Source organism: Actinomadura coerulea (genome assembly GCF_014208105.1).
Taxonomy (GTDB): domain Bacteria; phylum Actinomycetota; class Actinomycetes; order Streptosporangiales; family Streptosporangiaceae; genus Spirillospora; species Spirillospora coerulea.
The window spans coordinates 6926670-6940885 of the sequence record NZ_JACHMQ010000001.1; the positions used below are offsets into that span (position 1 = coordinate 6926670).

The 14216-nt window shown below is 73.4% G+C and carries 12 protein-coding genes; 6 read left to right on the top strand and 6 right to left on the bottom strand.

The annotated features are described in order from the left end of the window. The first annotated feature begins 153 nt into the window (after window positions 1-153). On the top strand, window positions 154-459 hold the full coding sequence (locus tag BKA00_RS32160) for a hypothetical protein (RefSeq protein WP_185031440.1): 306 nt from the start codon (window positions 154-156) through the stop codon (window positions 457-459). Window positions 460-666: 207 nt separating this feature from the next. Then, a complete protein-coding gene (locus tag BKA00_RS32165; RefSeq protein WP_185031442.1) occupies window positions 667-1230 on the top strand; it encodes a L,D-transpeptidase family protein in 564 nt (187 codons plus the stop codon). A gap of 249 nt (window positions 1231-1479) precedes the next feature. On the opposite strand, the gene arfB is transcribed toward BKA00_RS32165, so the two are convergent. Continuing rightward, window positions 1480-1905: an alternative ribosome rescue aminoacyl-tRNA hydrolase ArfB gene (arfB, locus tag BKA00_RS32170; RefSeq protein ID WP_185031444.1), complete on the bottom strand. Its 426-nt coding sequence runs from the start codon at window positions 1903-1905 to the stop codon at window positions 1480-1482. Window positions 1906-2056: 151 nt separating this feature from the next. On the opposite strand from arfB, the gene BKA00_RS32175 reads away from it, so the two are divergent. Continuing rightward, window positions 2057-2959, top strand: coding sequence for an oxygenase MpaB family protein (locus tag BKA00_RS32175; protein ID WP_185031445.1), 903 nt, complete (start codon window positions 2057-2059; stop codon window positions 2957-2959). A 181-nt stretch (window positions 2960-3140) separates the two neighbouring features. Here the strand turns inward: BKA00_RS32175 and BKA00_RS32180 are convergent, their stop codons facing one another. From BKA00_RS32180 to BKA00_RS32200, 5 genes are all read right to left on the bottom strand, one after another. Continuing rightward, entirely contained in the window at window positions 3141-4127 is a 987-nt protein-coding gene (locus BKA00_RS32180; RefSeq protein ID WP_185031446.1) for a S1C family serine protease, read from the bottom strand. Between the two features lie 330 nt (window positions 4128-4457). Then, on the bottom strand, window positions 4458-5975 hold the full coding sequence (locus tag BKA00_RS32185; protein ID WP_185031447.1) for a sensor histidine kinase: 1518 nt from the start codon (window positions 5973-5975) through the stop codon (window positions 4458-4460). Then, window positions 5975-6703, bottom strand: coding sequence for a response regulator transcription factor (locus tag BKA00_RS32190; protein WP_230298818.1), 729 nt, complete (start codon window positions 6701-6703; stop codon window positions 5975-5977). Before BKA00_RS32190 ends, BKA00_RS32185 begins: the two co-directional genes overlap by 1 nt. Window positions 6704-6814: 111 nt before the next feature. Beyond that, window positions 6815-7342 carry a peptide deformylase gene (gene def / locus BKA00_RS32195; protein ID WP_185031449.1) on the bottom strand — a complete coding sequence of 176 codons (528 nt, stop codon included), beginning with the start codon at window positions 7340-7342 and terminating at the stop codon, window positions 6815-6817. 114 nt (window positions 7343-7456) lie between these two features. Further along, complete coding sequence (locus BKA00_RS32200; RefSeq protein ID WP_230298817.1) at window positions 7457-8611, bottom strand: DivIVA domain-containing protein; 1155 nt, start codon at window positions 8609-8611, stop codon at window positions 7457-7459. A 278-nt stretch (window positions 8612-8889) separates the two neighbouring features. Here BKA00_RS32200 and BKA00_RS32205 point away from each other — a divergent pair, with 278 nt between their 5' ends. The 3 genes from BKA00_RS32205 to BKA00_RS32215 all read left to right on the top strand — a co-directional run bounded on the left by BKA00_RS32205 (window position 8890) and on the right by BKA00_RS32215 (window position 14158). Beyond that, window positions 8890-9411 (top strand): gamma carbonic anhydrase family protein, encoded by a 522-nt coding sequence (locus tag BKA00_RS32205; RefSeq protein WP_185031450.1) that lies wholly within the window; start codon window positions 8890-8892, stop codon window positions 9409-9411. A 128-nt stretch (window positions 9412-9539) separates the two neighbouring features. Beyond that, window positions 9540-13709 carry an AAA family ATPase gene (locus BKA00_RS32210; RefSeq protein WP_185031451.1) on the top strand — a complete coding sequence of 1390 codons (4170 nt, stop codon included), beginning with the start codon at window positions 9540-9542 and terminating at the stop codon, window positions 13707-13709. A 257-nt stretch (window positions 13710-13966) separates the two neighbouring features. Beyond that, window positions 13967-14158: a hypothetical protein gene (locus BKA00_RS32215; RefSeq protein ID WP_185035401.1), complete on the top strand. Its 192-nt coding sequence runs from the start codon at window positions 13967-13969 to the stop codon at window positions 14156-14158. Window positions 14159-14216: the final 58 nt, after the last annotated feature.

The following is a 14216-nucleotide window of genomic DNA, read 5'->3' on the forward strand; positions in this document are numbered from 1 at the left end:
GGCGGTACGCAGAGCGCCCGGAACTTCACGGTTCCGGGCGTTTTGCGGTTTCCGTGGTGTCCTGATCCGGTCCAGCGCCAGTAGGCGTGGGTCCTCGGCTACAACCTGAGCGGCACCCTCGGCCTCTACTGGAACGGCACCAAGTGGAGCCAGGTGGCCTACCCGATGGTGGGCTTCCCGACCGCCGTGTCCGCCGCCGACGGCACCGCGTACTCCATCGCGGGCGTCGACGCCGCGTCCGGCGGCCCGAGCGCCGTGCTGCGCTGGACGGGCACCGCGTGGGTCGACCCGAAGGTCCCGCTGCCGCCCTCCTCATCCGTCACGGCCGTGGACGTCCGGGCCGAGGACGACGTGTGGCTCGCCGGCACGACGTCCGCCACCGGGACGTCCGTCACCGGGCTGGTGATGCACTTCGACGGCACGTCCTGGAAGACGGTCGGCACGCCCCTGAACGGGTAGGACCGGAACGCGATCATCGGCGTGCTTGTTCGGGGAGCGGGGAGCGGCGTCATGCGTTCGGGTGCCATGGGGGTTCTCGCCTGTCTTTCAGTGTTGGTCGCGGCGGGTGTTCAGGCTCCACAGGCGTTCGCCCGGGAGAGCGCGGAGGATCCCTGCCGGGCCCTTGACGAAGGGAAGACGCGGTACGAGGCGGGTGCGGCACGGCATGTGGTGTTCGCCGTGGCGGCCGGGTACGGGACGACCGAGGTGGTCGTCACCGAATGCGTCCGGGTAGGGCGCTCGTGGAAGGCGCTCCTGACCGCACCGGGGCATGTGGGACGGAACGGGTACGCCGAAGCGGGCGCCAAGCGGGAGGGCGACGGCAAGTCGCCGACCGGCTCCTACAGCCTGACCCAGGCGTTCGGCGAAGGAGACCCGGGGACCCGCCTCCCCTACCGGAGGCTCCGGGCGAGCGGCGACTGCTGGGGCTCGACGGTCGGCGACCGGCGCTACAACCGCTACTACCGCGGCGCGTGCCTGCCCGCCGACGAGGACCTCTCGCAGATCATGCTGGACGGCCCCTACCGGCAGGCCGTGGTGATCGACTACAACCGGCCTCCGGACTCGCCGGTCGTCCAGGGGAACGGCTCGGCGATCTTCATGCACATCGGCGCGGGGCAGACCGCGGGGTGCGTCTCGATGGCCCGGCCCGTCCTGGAGTCCGTCATGCGGACACTGCGGCCGCACGACCGGATCATGATGGGGACGAGCCAGGCCCTGTTCCGCCGCTGAGCCGAACAGGGCGTTGTGGCGGGTTCGCCCGCCGGCGACACCGACCTGCAGGCGCGGGCGCTCGCCATCCGGGCGAACATCGCCCTGATCGAGGGACGCGGCGACTACGCGGGCGACCTCGAACGGGCGCGGCGGCTCCCGGCGCCTCCCCTGGGCGGGCGGCCGCACATGACGCCCCGGTACCTCGCGGCCTACTGCGCCATCAGAACCCGCGCTGCGTCTCCGGCGCCTTGCGTTGTCGCCGCGGGGTCAGTCCCAGCGGGCGTTGCGCTGGCGCTTCACGCTGCTGCGGCGCTTCTTGTTCTCCAGCCGCCGCTCGTTGATGCCGCGGGGGACCTTCTTGGGGATGCGCTTCTTCGGGGGAGGGGCGGTCGCCTCGCCCAGGATGGTCGCCAGGCGGGTCCGGGCCGCGTCGCGGTTGCGCTGCTGGGAGCGGTACTCCTCGGCGCGGATCATGAGGACGCCGCGGACCAGGCGGCCGGACAGGCGCTCCAGGGCGCGGGCGCGCAGCGGCTCGGGGAGGGACGGGGAGTTCGCGACGTCGAAGGAGAGCTCGGCGGCGGTGGCGCTGGTGTTGACGTGCTGCCCGCCCGGCCCCGAGGAGCGGGAGAAGCGCCAGCTGAGCTCGGACTCCGGGATGGAGACCGAGCCGCGGACGTGGATCTGGGCGGGCATGGCCCCATTGTCGCAGGGAAGGCTCGGCCCAGTCGCTTCAATATCGCCCCGTCTCGCTCCCGTCTCGTCCCCGCCGTCGCGTCGTTCCGGCGACGTCTGGCTCGCGGGCCCTACTGGCGACAACTGAAAGTACTTACTTACACTGGTCGCCATGACCGTGATCGCCAATCAGCATGCCGACGACCCCGCCGACGGCCCCGCCGACGGCCCTGCCGATGAGGGGCTCTTCCGGGACGACGACCTCATCCGCGTCATCACGCGGGAGGGCGTGCTGATCGCCGCGGGCGGGGCCGCGTCGCTGCTTCAGACCGCGCATCCCAAGGTGGCGCAGGGCGTCTACGACCACAGCTACACGGCGGACGACCCGCTGCGCAGGCTGCGGAACACCATGGGCTGGCTCTACGCCGTGCAGTTCGGGACGAGGGAGGAGGCCGAGACCTTCAGCGCCCTGGTCACCAAGGGGCACGCGGCCGTCACGGGCCCCGACTACGAGGCGAACGACCCTGAGTTGCAGGTGTGGGTCGCGGCCACGCTGTTCGCGGTGGCGGTGCAGTTCTACCAGTTGGTCTTCCGGCGGACCTTCACCGACGCGGAGCTGGAGGAGTTCTACCGGCAGACCAAGGTCTACGCGACGATCCTCGGCTGCCCGGAAGAGCGGATGCCGGGGACCTACCCGCAGTTCCGCGAGTACTACGCGGGCATGCTGCGCACCTTGGAGATCACCGACGCGTCGCGGGCCATCGCCGAGCAGGTGCTCGATCCGAGGCTTCCGGGCGGGCCGCTGCACGCGCCCGGGCTGGCGGCGATCCGGCTGCTCACCGCGGGGCTGATGCCCGCGCCGATCCGCGAGCAGTACGGGTGGACGTGGAACGCGGCACGGGAACGCCGGTTCCGTCTCCTGGTCGGCGTGATCGCACTCGTGTACCCGCGGCTCCCGCTGCGCGTCCGCACGCTGCCGCGCGAGTACTACCTGCTCAGGACGCGCCGCATGCTGGCCAAGCTGAAGCGCCGCCCGGCCGCCGTCGTCCGGGGCGTGGCCCCGGACCAGGGCTGACCGCAGGCCCGAGTGGGCGAGGCGCCGGACGGATGTGAGCGGCCGCGTGACTCACAGGCAGGTCACGCGGCCGCTCTCCCTTGCCCGGTCCTCCCGCCCGGCCCGGCCGGAAGGACCTACCTGCCCGGGGCGCCGTCCGCCGCCCGCTCCCCCCAGAGCCCTGGCCGGACGGCGTCCCGGGTCAGACCGATGCGCCGGCGATGATCTCGTCGGCGGCCTTCTTGGCGGCGTCGATCGGGATGGCGAAGCCGACCCCGATGTTCCCCTCGCTGCTCCCGGACGTGGCGATGGCGGTGTTGACGCCGATCACCTGGCCCGCGGCGTTCACCAGCGCGCCGCCGGAGTTGCCGGGGTTGATGGCGGCGTCCGTCTGGATCGCGTTCTTGATCACGGTCTGCTGCTGCTGAGACAGCTGCCCCCGGAGTCCGGGCGGGAGCTGCTGCTGGTCGTCGCCCTCCTGGATCTCGCGGCCCAGGGCGCTGACGATGCCGGACGTCACCGAGCCGTCCAGCCCGAGCGGGCTGCCCACGGCCAGGACCTCGTCGCCGGCCGAGACGCGGCCGCCGGCGCCGAGCGTCGCGGGCTTCAGGCCCGACACCCCCTGCGCCTTGACCACGGCGATGTCCTCCGCCTTGTCGGTGCCGAGGACCCGCGCCGACGCGGTCCTGCCGTCGCTGAACTTCACCGCGACCTGCTGGGCGCCCGACACCACGTGCGCGTTGGTGAGGATCACTCCGTCCGAGCGCAGGACCACCCCCGAGCCGCCCTCCACGCCGGACGCCGTCTGCGCCTGGATCGACACCACACTCGGCTGGACGGCGGCGGCGACCTGCGCGGTCGTGCTCTTGGACGACACCCCCGACACGGCCGTCGGGCTCGCGTAGACGGTGCTCTTGTGCGTCAGCGCCAGCACGACGCCCGCGCCGGCGCCGCCCGCCCCCAGGGCCAGTGCCAGCGCGGCGCCCACCGCGGCGAGCTTGTGCCGCGTCGTGCCCAACACGCCCGCGCCGAACATGCCCCCCTCGAACATGCCCGGACGGGGCGGCGCCGCCGGTTGCCGCGGCGGCGGGACGTCACCCCACTGCGGGTAAGGGTCGAAGCCGGGTCTGCTGGACCCCCCGGGGCTGGTGGGCTCCCAGGGCTGCTGCTGCGGCCGGTCGGCGTTCATCGGATCCCCCTGTCGCTCTCTCACCATGAAGAGTGCGCCGCGGGTCTGCAGGCCGCCTGGAGCCGACCTGAAAGTGTGCTGAACGCCCACATGACATGAAAAAGCGGCCGAAGGGTCATCCCTCCAGCCGCCCTCCCGACCGTGCCGCCGTGGTGGACTGTGGCGGTCGGGGTGAAGTTGGCCAGGGCGCGGCCTCCCGCTCCCCGTCGAGACCGGGGCGCGCCCTGTGGATCCATTTGAACCCACGATCCTGAACGTTTCCTGAATGGGGCCGTGTTTCCTGATCGCCGCCACGTTTCCGATAGCCGACGTGTTTCCGGCTCGCCGTCCCTAGTCGTCCGCCAGAGGCAGGACGACCGAGAACGTCGCGCCCTCGCCGGGCGTGGAGTCGGCCCGGACGACGCCCTCGTGGGCGGCGACGAGCGCGGCGACGATGGCGAGGCCGAGACCGGCGCCGCCGTCGTCGCGGGAGCGGCCCTCGTCGGAGCGGTAGAAGCGCTCGAAGACCCGTTCCACCTGGTCGGGAGCCAGTCCGGGCCCCTGGTCGGCGACCGCGACGACCGCGGCCGGCTCGTCCCGCAGCGTGCCCGGCGACAGCCGCACCTCGACCGGCGTGCCCTCCGGGGTGTGGGTGACGGCGTTGGCGAGCAGGTTGCCCAGGACCTGCCGCAGCCGCGGCTCGTCCCCCAGCACCTGGTACGCCAGCCCTCCCTCCACGGTGAGGTCGATCGTGCGCTCGGGTGCCAGGACTCTCGCCTCCTGGACAGAGTCGGCGGCGACGGCGAGCAGGTCCACCGGGCGCCGCTCGATCGGGCGCTGGCGGTCCAGCCGGGCGAGCAGCAGCAGGTCCTCCACGAGCAGGCCCATCCGGGAGGCGGTCTCCTCGATCCGGCCGATGAGCCGGTCGAGCTCCGCGGGGCTGCGGGCCGCGCCCTGCCGGTAGAACTCGGCGAACCCGCGGATCGCGGTCAGCGGGGTGCGCAGTTCGTGGCTGGCGTCCGCGACGAACCGCCGCATCCGCTCCTCCGAGAGCCGCGCCGTCTCCTCCGAGCGCCGCGCGGCCTCCTCCGAGCGCCGGGCCGCCGCCTCCGACTCCGCGCGTGCACCGAACGCCGCCTCGATCTGCCCGAGCATCGTGTTCAGCGACCGTCCGAGCCGGCCCATCTCGGTCCCCGGGTCCGCCTCCGGGACGCGCCGGGACAGATCGCCCGCCGCGATCGCGCCCGCCGTCTCCTCCACCGCCGACAGCGGGCGCAGGCTGGCCCGGACGACGCCGACGCCGACCACCGCCAGCACGGCCAGCACGGCGAGCCCGACGATGGCGTCGATCACCACCAGCCGCTGCACGGTCCGGTCGATCTCCTCCAGGCTGAACGCGAGCACGATCACCGCGCCGCCGGGGATCGGCTCGGCCAGGATCCGCCACGTCGACCCGCCGGTCCCGGTCACGGTGAACGGCCGGTCGACGTGCTTGTTCAGGTCGGACGGCAGGCGCGGATGGCCGGCCTCGCTCCACGCCTCGTTCTGCCCGAGCGAGCGGCCGTCGGTGGTGCGGACCTGCCCGTACATCTCGCTCGGGATCCGCACGGTGATCCGCGTCTGCCCGCTCTCCAATTGCGGGACGACCTGGTCGATCGCCCGCCCCACCGAACCGCGCAGCTGGTCGTCGGCCCGTCCGACGAGGTACTGCCGCAGCACGGACGCGCCCGCCGCGCTCATCACCGTCATGCCGAGCGTGACCAGGACGAGCATCCCGGCGATCAGCTTGACGCGCAGCGACGTGCGGGCCCACAGCCGCGCGAGGCCCCCCGCCGGAGAGGCGGCCGCCGCCGGGGCCCGCGTGGCCATCAGCCCGTTCTCGACGGCTCGCGCAGCACGTAGCCGACGCCGCGCAGCGTGTGGATCAGCCGCGGCTCGGTGTTGTCGACCTTGCGGCGCAGCGCGGACACGTACGACTCGACGATGCCCGCGTCGCCGCGGAAGTCGTAGTTCCACACGTGGTCGAGGATCTGCGCCTTGGACACGACCCGGCCCGCGTTCGCCATGAAGTAGCGCAGCAGCTTGAACTCGGTCGGCGACAGCTGGACGGGCCTGCCGCCGCGCCACACCTCGTGGCTGTCCTCGTCCAGCTCGACGTCGGCGAAGACCATGCGCGCCGGCGGCTCGGTCGCGCCGCCGCGGAACCGCCGCAGCACCGCCCGGATGCGGGCGATGACCTCCTCCAGGCTGAACGGCTTGGTGACGTAGTCGTCACCGCCGATCGTCAGGCCCTTGATCCGGTCCTGGACGGCGTCCCGCGCGGTCAGGAACAGCACCGGGGTGTGGTCCCCGCCGGACCGAAGCCGCCGCGCGACGTCGAAGCCGTCGATGTCGGGCAGCATCACGTCCAGCACGATCAGATCCGGGCGGTGCCGCCGCGCCGACCGCACCGCGTCCGCGCCGTTGGTGGCGGTGATCACCTCGAAACCGGTGAAGCGCAGGCTGCCGGCGAGGAGCTCCAGGATGTTGGGCTCGTCCTCGACGACGAGCAGCGTCGCCTCCGCCGCCCTGCCGCCGTTCGCCGTACGTTCGACCACTGGCACAGTCCCCCTCCACATCATCGCAGAGGGTGCCATCCCAACCTGAACGTCCCCTGAATGCGGCCGTGTCCAGATTGAGCGCCCGCGCGTCCGGCCCGGGGCCGGCGCCTACTCGCGGAGGGCCCGGATCGCGCGCATCGCCTCGCGCCGGGCGTCCCCGGACAGGACGTCGATGTAGACCTTGCCCGCCAGATGCCCGCATTCGTGCTGGAGGCAGCGGGCGAAGTAGCCGGTGCCCTCGACGCGGACGGGCCTGCCCTTCACGTCCACGCCCTCGACGACGGCGTGCCGGTACCGGGGGGTGTCGAAACGCAGGCCGGGGACCGAAAGGCACCCCTCCGACTCGACGACCAGCTCGCCGTCGGCGGCCACCAGCACCGGGTTGACGACGTGGCCGACGTGCCGGCGCCCGCGGTCGTCCTCGACGTCGTAGACGAAGATCCGCAGGCCGACGCCGATCTGGTTGCCGGCGAGGCCGGCGCCGTCCTCCTCGTACATGGTGACGAACATGTCGTCGACGAGGCGCTCCAGGGACGCGTCGAACGTCCGGACCGGGTCGCACTCGGTGCGCAGGACCGGATCGCCGAGAAGCCTGACCGGGCGGGCGGTTCCGCGCGGATGGGTCCGTTTGCTCACGTTGAAGATCCTATATAACGCCGGATCCCCTGAACGCGTCGAGCGGTGCGCCCGGCCTGCTCAGGACCCGGCGCACCGCCCGACGGCGTGCTCGCTCTACAGCTCGGTCTCGCTCTACAGCTCGATGGGGCCGCGCTGCTGCGGCGGGATGGGGGTGGTCGCGGGGCCGCCGGAGTTCTCGTCCGTGCGGGCGGGCTTGGCCTGCGGCGGGACCTGCGGCTTGGGGGCGTCGGCGGCCGGGGCCGGCTCGGGCTTCTTGATCGGCGGCGCGGTCTGCGGCGGGCTCGCCTGCGGCGGGGCGGACTGTGCCGGGTTGGCCTGTGCCGGGGGCGTCTGCGGAGGGTTCGCCGGGTTCGGGCTGGTCTGCGCCGGGTTGGCCTGCGCCGGGTTGGTCTGCGCCTGGTTGGCCTGTGCCGGGTTGGCCTGTGCCGGAGCGGCGGGGACGGCGGGCTTGGCAGGGGCGGGCTTGGCGGCCGCGGGCTTGGCGGGAGCCGGTGCGGGCTTCGCCCCAGGCGCGGACGCGGGCTGCGCCTGCGGGGCCTGCTTGGCCTGGGCGCGGGGCGCGGGGCTCTGCCGGACGGCGTCCTCGACCATCTTCTCCAGCGGACCGGCCTCGTTCTCGGCGGTCAGCAGCCGGTGCAGCGTGTCGCTGATCTCGGTGAGGCGCTGGAGGGCCTGGGTGTGGTTCTTGGTGAGCGCGGTGAGCCGCTGGGTGGCGCCCTCGTTGATCACGCTGGCGCGGCGCTCGGACGCGGTGAGGGTGCGCTCGGCCTCCAACCGGGCGCTGGTCACCGTCTGCTCGGCCTCCTGCTTGGCCGACGACAGGACGCTGTCGGACTCCTTCTTGGCGGAGGCGAGCAGGTGTTCGGCCTTCTCCTGCGCCTGGGCGAGGTTCCGGTCGGCGTGGCCGCGGGCCTCGTCGATGATCCGCTTGGACTCGTGCTCGGCGTCCTCGCGGATCTCGCCGCCCTTGGCCTCGGCCTCGGCCAGCTTCTCCCGGGCCTCGTCCTCGGCCAGATTGATGATCTGCCGGAGCCGGTCGCTCAGGTCGTCGCCGGTCGGCTTGCGGGCCTCCCGGACCTCGGCCATCTCGCGGCGGATCCGCTCGACCTCGTCCTGCGCGCGGGCGAGCCGCGCCTCTAGTTCACGGTGCTTCTGCTGGGCGCGGGCGATGTAGTCGTCGACCTGGCGGCGGTTGTAGCCGCGCATGACGATCTCGAAGGACTCTTCTTGGAGGAGGTTCGGCAGGATTTCGGCTTCGTTGCTCATGATGCCTTGGGGGTCGTTGGCGGGGGTCGGCGCCCCGTCAGGGTCGGTTGAGATGCGATCCTCACCCGCCGGTGAGCGGCCCACGGTGGGAAACGTCAGGACGACTCTTGTCCGGTCCACCCCATTCGCGCAACCGGAACGCACTTCTCGCTGCCGTTTCGTCACACGGGCGTGCGCGACAAACTATCCAATCTACGGATAAATCGCTTCACCGGGGGGCGCCTTCTTCGGGATGCGGCGCGCCTTCTTCGGGATGCGGCGCGGCTACCATCGGCGCCATGAGCTACCTGGGAGCGTTGGGCGAGGACCGGCCGAAGATCGACCCCACCGCGTGGGTCGCGCCCGGCGCGGTCGTGGTCGGACGGGTGACGCTGGGCCGCGCGTCCAGCGTCTGGTACGGCTCGGTGCTGCGCGGCGACGACGAGGAGATCGTCGTCGGCGAGGAGTGCAACATCCAGGACCTCTGCTGCATGCACTCCGACCCCGGCATGCCGGCGGTCCTGGAGGACCGGGTCAGCCTCGGCCACAAGGCGATGGTGCACGGCGCCCACGTCGAGACCGGCTCGCTCATCGGCATCGGCGCCATCGTGCTGAACGGCGCCCGCATCGGCTCCGGGACGCTCATCGCCGCCGGCGCGCTCGTCCCGCCCGGCAAGAAGATCCCGTCCGGGGTGCTCGTCGCGGGTACCCCCGGCAAGATCGTCCGGGAGCTGACCGACGACGACCGTGCCGTCCTGCGGTACACGCCCGAGGTCTACATGCAGAAGGCCGACCGGCACCGCACCGCCCAGTGGGACTGAACAGCGCCGCCCAGTGCGCCCGGCCTTACCCGGCGCGCCTGTTTCCCTGCCTCTCATAAACCCCTGACCTGCGAAAACGCGGAGAAGGGGGCGCTCGGGGGAGCCTCGGCCGGATTCTGCTGACTACGATGACCATCGTGGTGTGGGGACCGGGCTATGGCAGTGCTCCGCCGCCGAGCCCCCCTGCGGGGCACGATCCGTTCACGGAGGCAGAGCGCGACACGAGGGCGATGGTGGCCGCCGCGTGGTGGCCGTCGGCGCCTCCGCAGCAGCGCCATCACGCCATCGCCGGCCGCATGCTCGTCCTGCCCGACGGGACGTGGTGGCTGTTCGGCGCGTGGGCCCGCTGGTACCGGCTGCACCCGGCCGACGGCCAGTGGTACCTGTGCCCGCCGCCGCGCATCCCCTCCGTCCGGATGGCCGCGAGGCCCGCGCAGCAGGGGGCCGGGCAGGTCCCGGCGCTGCCGCCGCACGTCATCCCGGCCGGGCCCGACTTCTCCTACGACCCGCCGTCCGGGCTGCCCTTCGTCGCGCACGGGTTCGCCACCGAGCTGACCTCGCGGGTCCGCTCGACCGTCGAGTCCGCGGCCACGCTGGCGGCGCCCGACTACCCGCACTGGTGGCGGGAGTTCACGAGCGAGACGCCGTCCACCGTCGCCGTCGCCTGGGGCGTGATGCTGTGGTGCTCCGCCGCGCCCGCGTTCGACTCGCGGCTGGACGCCCAGATGCTCGACCTGTGGAAGCCCTACCGCGCGAGGCCCCTCCCCGAGGTGGACGGCCCGCGCTGGCTCACCCCGCCCGCCCTGGAGTCGCTGGTCGCGCTCTACGCCGAGCGGCTGCGCGCCAGCCGGGTGGACGCCGCGGTGGTCGTCCTGCGGACGATGTGGGCCGTCGCCAGCGCGCTCCGCGACGACGTCCGGTTCCAGGTGAGGGCGGACGCGCTGCTCGCCATCCTCGGCACCACCCTGTCCAACCCGACGGTCGACTACGGGGCGCTGCCCTACGGCGACCAGGCGATCGTCCAGCAGTGGCTGACGCGCTGCCCGCCCAACCTCGTGCCCGCGCTGAGGAACGAGAGCTCCCCGGGCGACAACTTCCGGCACGCCTTCTACACGCTCAGCGAGCTGATAGCCGACCTGTCGGGCGACCCCGCCGAACCGGCCTACATCGAGCCCCGGCTCGTGGCCGCCGCCCTGCTCGCCGCCGATCTCGACGTCGTCCGCAAGGACATGGTCGGCACGATCGTGCCCTGGCTGGACCCGGAGATCCGCTACACCGTGCAGGCGGTGTCGCAGCAGAAGGGCCATCCGCTGCGCCGGCTCTGGCCGCAGGACATGCGGCTTCCGGAGCCGCTGCGGTCCGCCGCCGGATCGGGTCCGGGGGCCGAGTCGCTGCTCGCCGCCATGTACGAGGTCGACCTGGCGTGGTGCCGGCTCGGCGGCATGCCGGCCCGTCCGCGCGGCTTCCCCGTCCCGACCGCGGTCGTCGCCGGGATCATCGGACGCAACCGGGCCCGCGCCACGGCCGCCGCGCCGACGAACACACCGCCGCCCAACTCCGCGGCGCCGCAGCCGGCGCCGTTCAACATGCCGAGCCAGCCCGGGATCGCCCCCGGCGCGTCGCCGCAGGAGGCGTCCGGGGCGCACTTCGCGCCGTCCGAGCCCGGCCGCCCGTTCGTCCAGCCGCCCGCGCAGCCCGGCTGGGAGAACGCGCCCGGCCCGGCCGCCGGGCACGCCCAGGGCCCCGCGCCCGGCCAGCAGGCGGCGTTCCCCTCCCCGCCCGCCCCCGGGTTCGCGTCCCCGGACCCGATGATGGGCGGCCACTCGCCCGCCGAGGAGGGCAAGGACGAGGGCAACGTCGCGCCGCCGTACACCGAGCTGGGCTTCCAGCGTGCCGGTACTGCGCCGCCCGCGCCCGCGCAGCACCAGGCCCCTCCGGCGGCCATGCAGAACCCGGCGCCCCCTGCGCCCATGCAGAATCCGGCGCCGCCCGCGCCCATGCAGAGCCCCGCGCCCATGCAGAGCCCGGCGCAGCCCTCGCCGCCGGCCCAGCCCGTCGCGCCCCCGCAGGAGCTCGGCGGCTTCTCCCCTCCGGAGGAGGAGCAGCAGGACGAGAACTTCGTGCCTCCGTACACGCAGCTGGGGTACCAGGCGGCGGGCGCCGCTCCGCCGCCCCAGCCGAACGCGCAGCCGAACGTCCGGCCGGGCGCGGCGAACCCCGCGCCGCCCGCGCCCGAGCCGCAGGCGTTCGACCCGTACGCGACCCGCATGGAGGGCCAGGGCGGCCCCCCGCAGCAGCACCAGCAGCACCAGCAGCACCAGCAGGGCCAGCCGAACCAGCCGGGTCAGCAGCAGGGCCAGCCGCCGGGGACGCGCATCCTCGGCCCAGGCGACCTCGAAGACGCGCCCAACCCAGCCCCGCCGAACCCCGTGCCCCCGAACGCCGTGCCCCCGAGCCCCGTGCCCCCGAACCCCGTGCCGCCGAACCCCGTGCCGCCCGCTCCCGGAGGCGGCCCGGGGACGAAGGTCATGTCCGGCACGATGGTCGGCGGCTTCGATTTCCTGGACGACACGCCGTCGCCGGACCAGCCCGTCCACGAGATCCCGCCGCCGAGCGACCGCAGCACCCGCCGCGTCCTGGAGCGGTTCGGGTTCGGCTTCGTGTACGGCGAGCACGACGCGGCCGTGCTCCTCGGTGACCTGAAGGCGCACGCCGAGGAGTGGAGGGCCTCGTCGGACGACGACGTCGAGCGCACCCGCGTGGACGGCGCGCCCAGCTCGATCAGGTCCGGCGTCCCCGGCGTGCTGCTGGTCGGCGCGCCGCACTCGGGGCAGCGGCGGCTCGCCCGGATGATCGCGCTGACGCTGGCCAACGCGGGCCTCGGCGACGGGTCGATCCGCGCGCACGACGCCGAGGACGTCCGCAACGCGCCGCCGGAGCGGCTCGGGCAGCTGCTCGGGCAGCCCGGCCCGGTGATCCTGTTCGAGCGGCTGGACGTGGCCGTCGCCGGCGCGTCCGACCCGGCGGCCCTCGTCGGCGCGGTGCGCCGCGCCCGCCGCGACCCGGTGAACACCACGCCGGTGATCGCGACCTGCGAGCCGCGCGCCTACAAGCGGCTGCTCCAGGACCACCCGAAGCTCGTGCAGGCGTTCCGCGTCCACCGGCTGCCCGACTTCGGCGACCTCGACAACCGGATGACGCTGCTGCACCTGCTGGCGGAGGAGCGGCGCGTCACGATCGGCGCGGCGGCCCTGGAGACGGTCCGCGCCGACCTGGAGCGGCTGCGCGGGCCCGGCGACCTGGTCAACGCCCGGCTGGTCGAGGCCTACCTGGACCAGGCGGCCCAGCGGAACATGGAGCGCGCCGGAGCGTCCCACGACCGGCTCGTGCTGACCCCGGACGATCTCGCGGGCGTCGCCGAGGGCATCGAGCCCGCGCTGCGCCCGCCCGGCGACATCGACGGCTACCTGCACCGCCTCGAACAGCTCACCGGCCTGGAGGACGTCAAGGCGGCCGTGGCGGAACTGGCCGATGAGGCGGGGCTCGCGGCCGACCGGGCCCGGTACGGGATGTCCGGCGGCGACGCGCGGCACCTGGTCTTCACCGGGCCGCCCGGCACCGGGAAGACGACCGTCGCCGGCCTCGTCGGCGGCATCTACGCGGCGCTCGGCCTGCTGAACTCCGGGCACGTGGTCGCCTGCCGTCCCGTCCACCTGGCGGGACGCGACCGGGTCGACACCGAGAACCGGGTCGCGGGCATGGTCGAGCAGGCGCTCGGCGGCGTACTGCTCATCCAGGAGGCGTACCTGCTCGACCGGTCACCCGCCGTGGTGGGGGAGCTGCTGCGGCACATGAAGCGGGGCGCGGAGGGCCAGGGCCGGGCCAGGTTCATGGTGATCTGCTCCAGCCCGGCGGCGGAGATGGAGGGCTTCCTCGCGGGGAACCCCGCCTTCCGCGCCGAGTTCGCGCGGACGCTGGAGTTCACCGGGATGGGCGACCGCGACATGGTCCAGCTCTTCCAGAGCCACGCCGAACGCGACCTCTACATGCTGGACGAGGAACTGCGCGTCGAGCTGCTCAACCGCTTCTCGCGGCTGCGGGACGACCCGCAGTTCGCCTACGCCCGGACGGTCCGCGCGCTGTTCGAGCAGACGGTGGCGCGGCAGGCGGCCCGGCTCGCGGGGGCCGACGTCAACGCCGCGACCGTGGCCCGGCTGACGGTCCGCGACCTGCCCGAATCGCCGCTGGAGCAGATGCTCGGAGGCTTCCACCAGGGAACGCCGCCGGGGTTCCAGTAGGGGCCGTGACCGGCCCGTACGCGCGCTTTTCCCCTCCTGGGCATGGGTCATGCGCATCAGACGGGCATCACCTGGGAAGGCTAGCCAGTCCGGGGTGCGGCTCCCGAAACCGGTGCGTGCGGCCGGCCGGCCGGCGGCGCATGCGGACCTCCCCCGGACGGACGGGGCCGAGGTGGCCCTCGAATGGCCCTCTTGGGTCATGTGCCCGCCGCGACGAGACGCGTAGCCTCGACGACGGGTGTGGGGAACGAACGGAGGTGGACGCGGTGCGCCAGAACCTCGATATGCGCGTCCACGACCGCGTCGCGCTCGACGAGATCGAACTCTATGCCGAGATGCTCGGCGCGGTGGCGGCGGCGGAGCGGCCGCTGACCGTCGCCGAGATCGACATGGTACTAGGAGTGCGGTCCGGCGACGCAGGTCGACGTGAGCTGACGCCACGAGATTGAGCACCGTAACCGGGGACGCCGTTTTCGGGGCGTCCCCGGTTCGTCATTTCAGCACCGC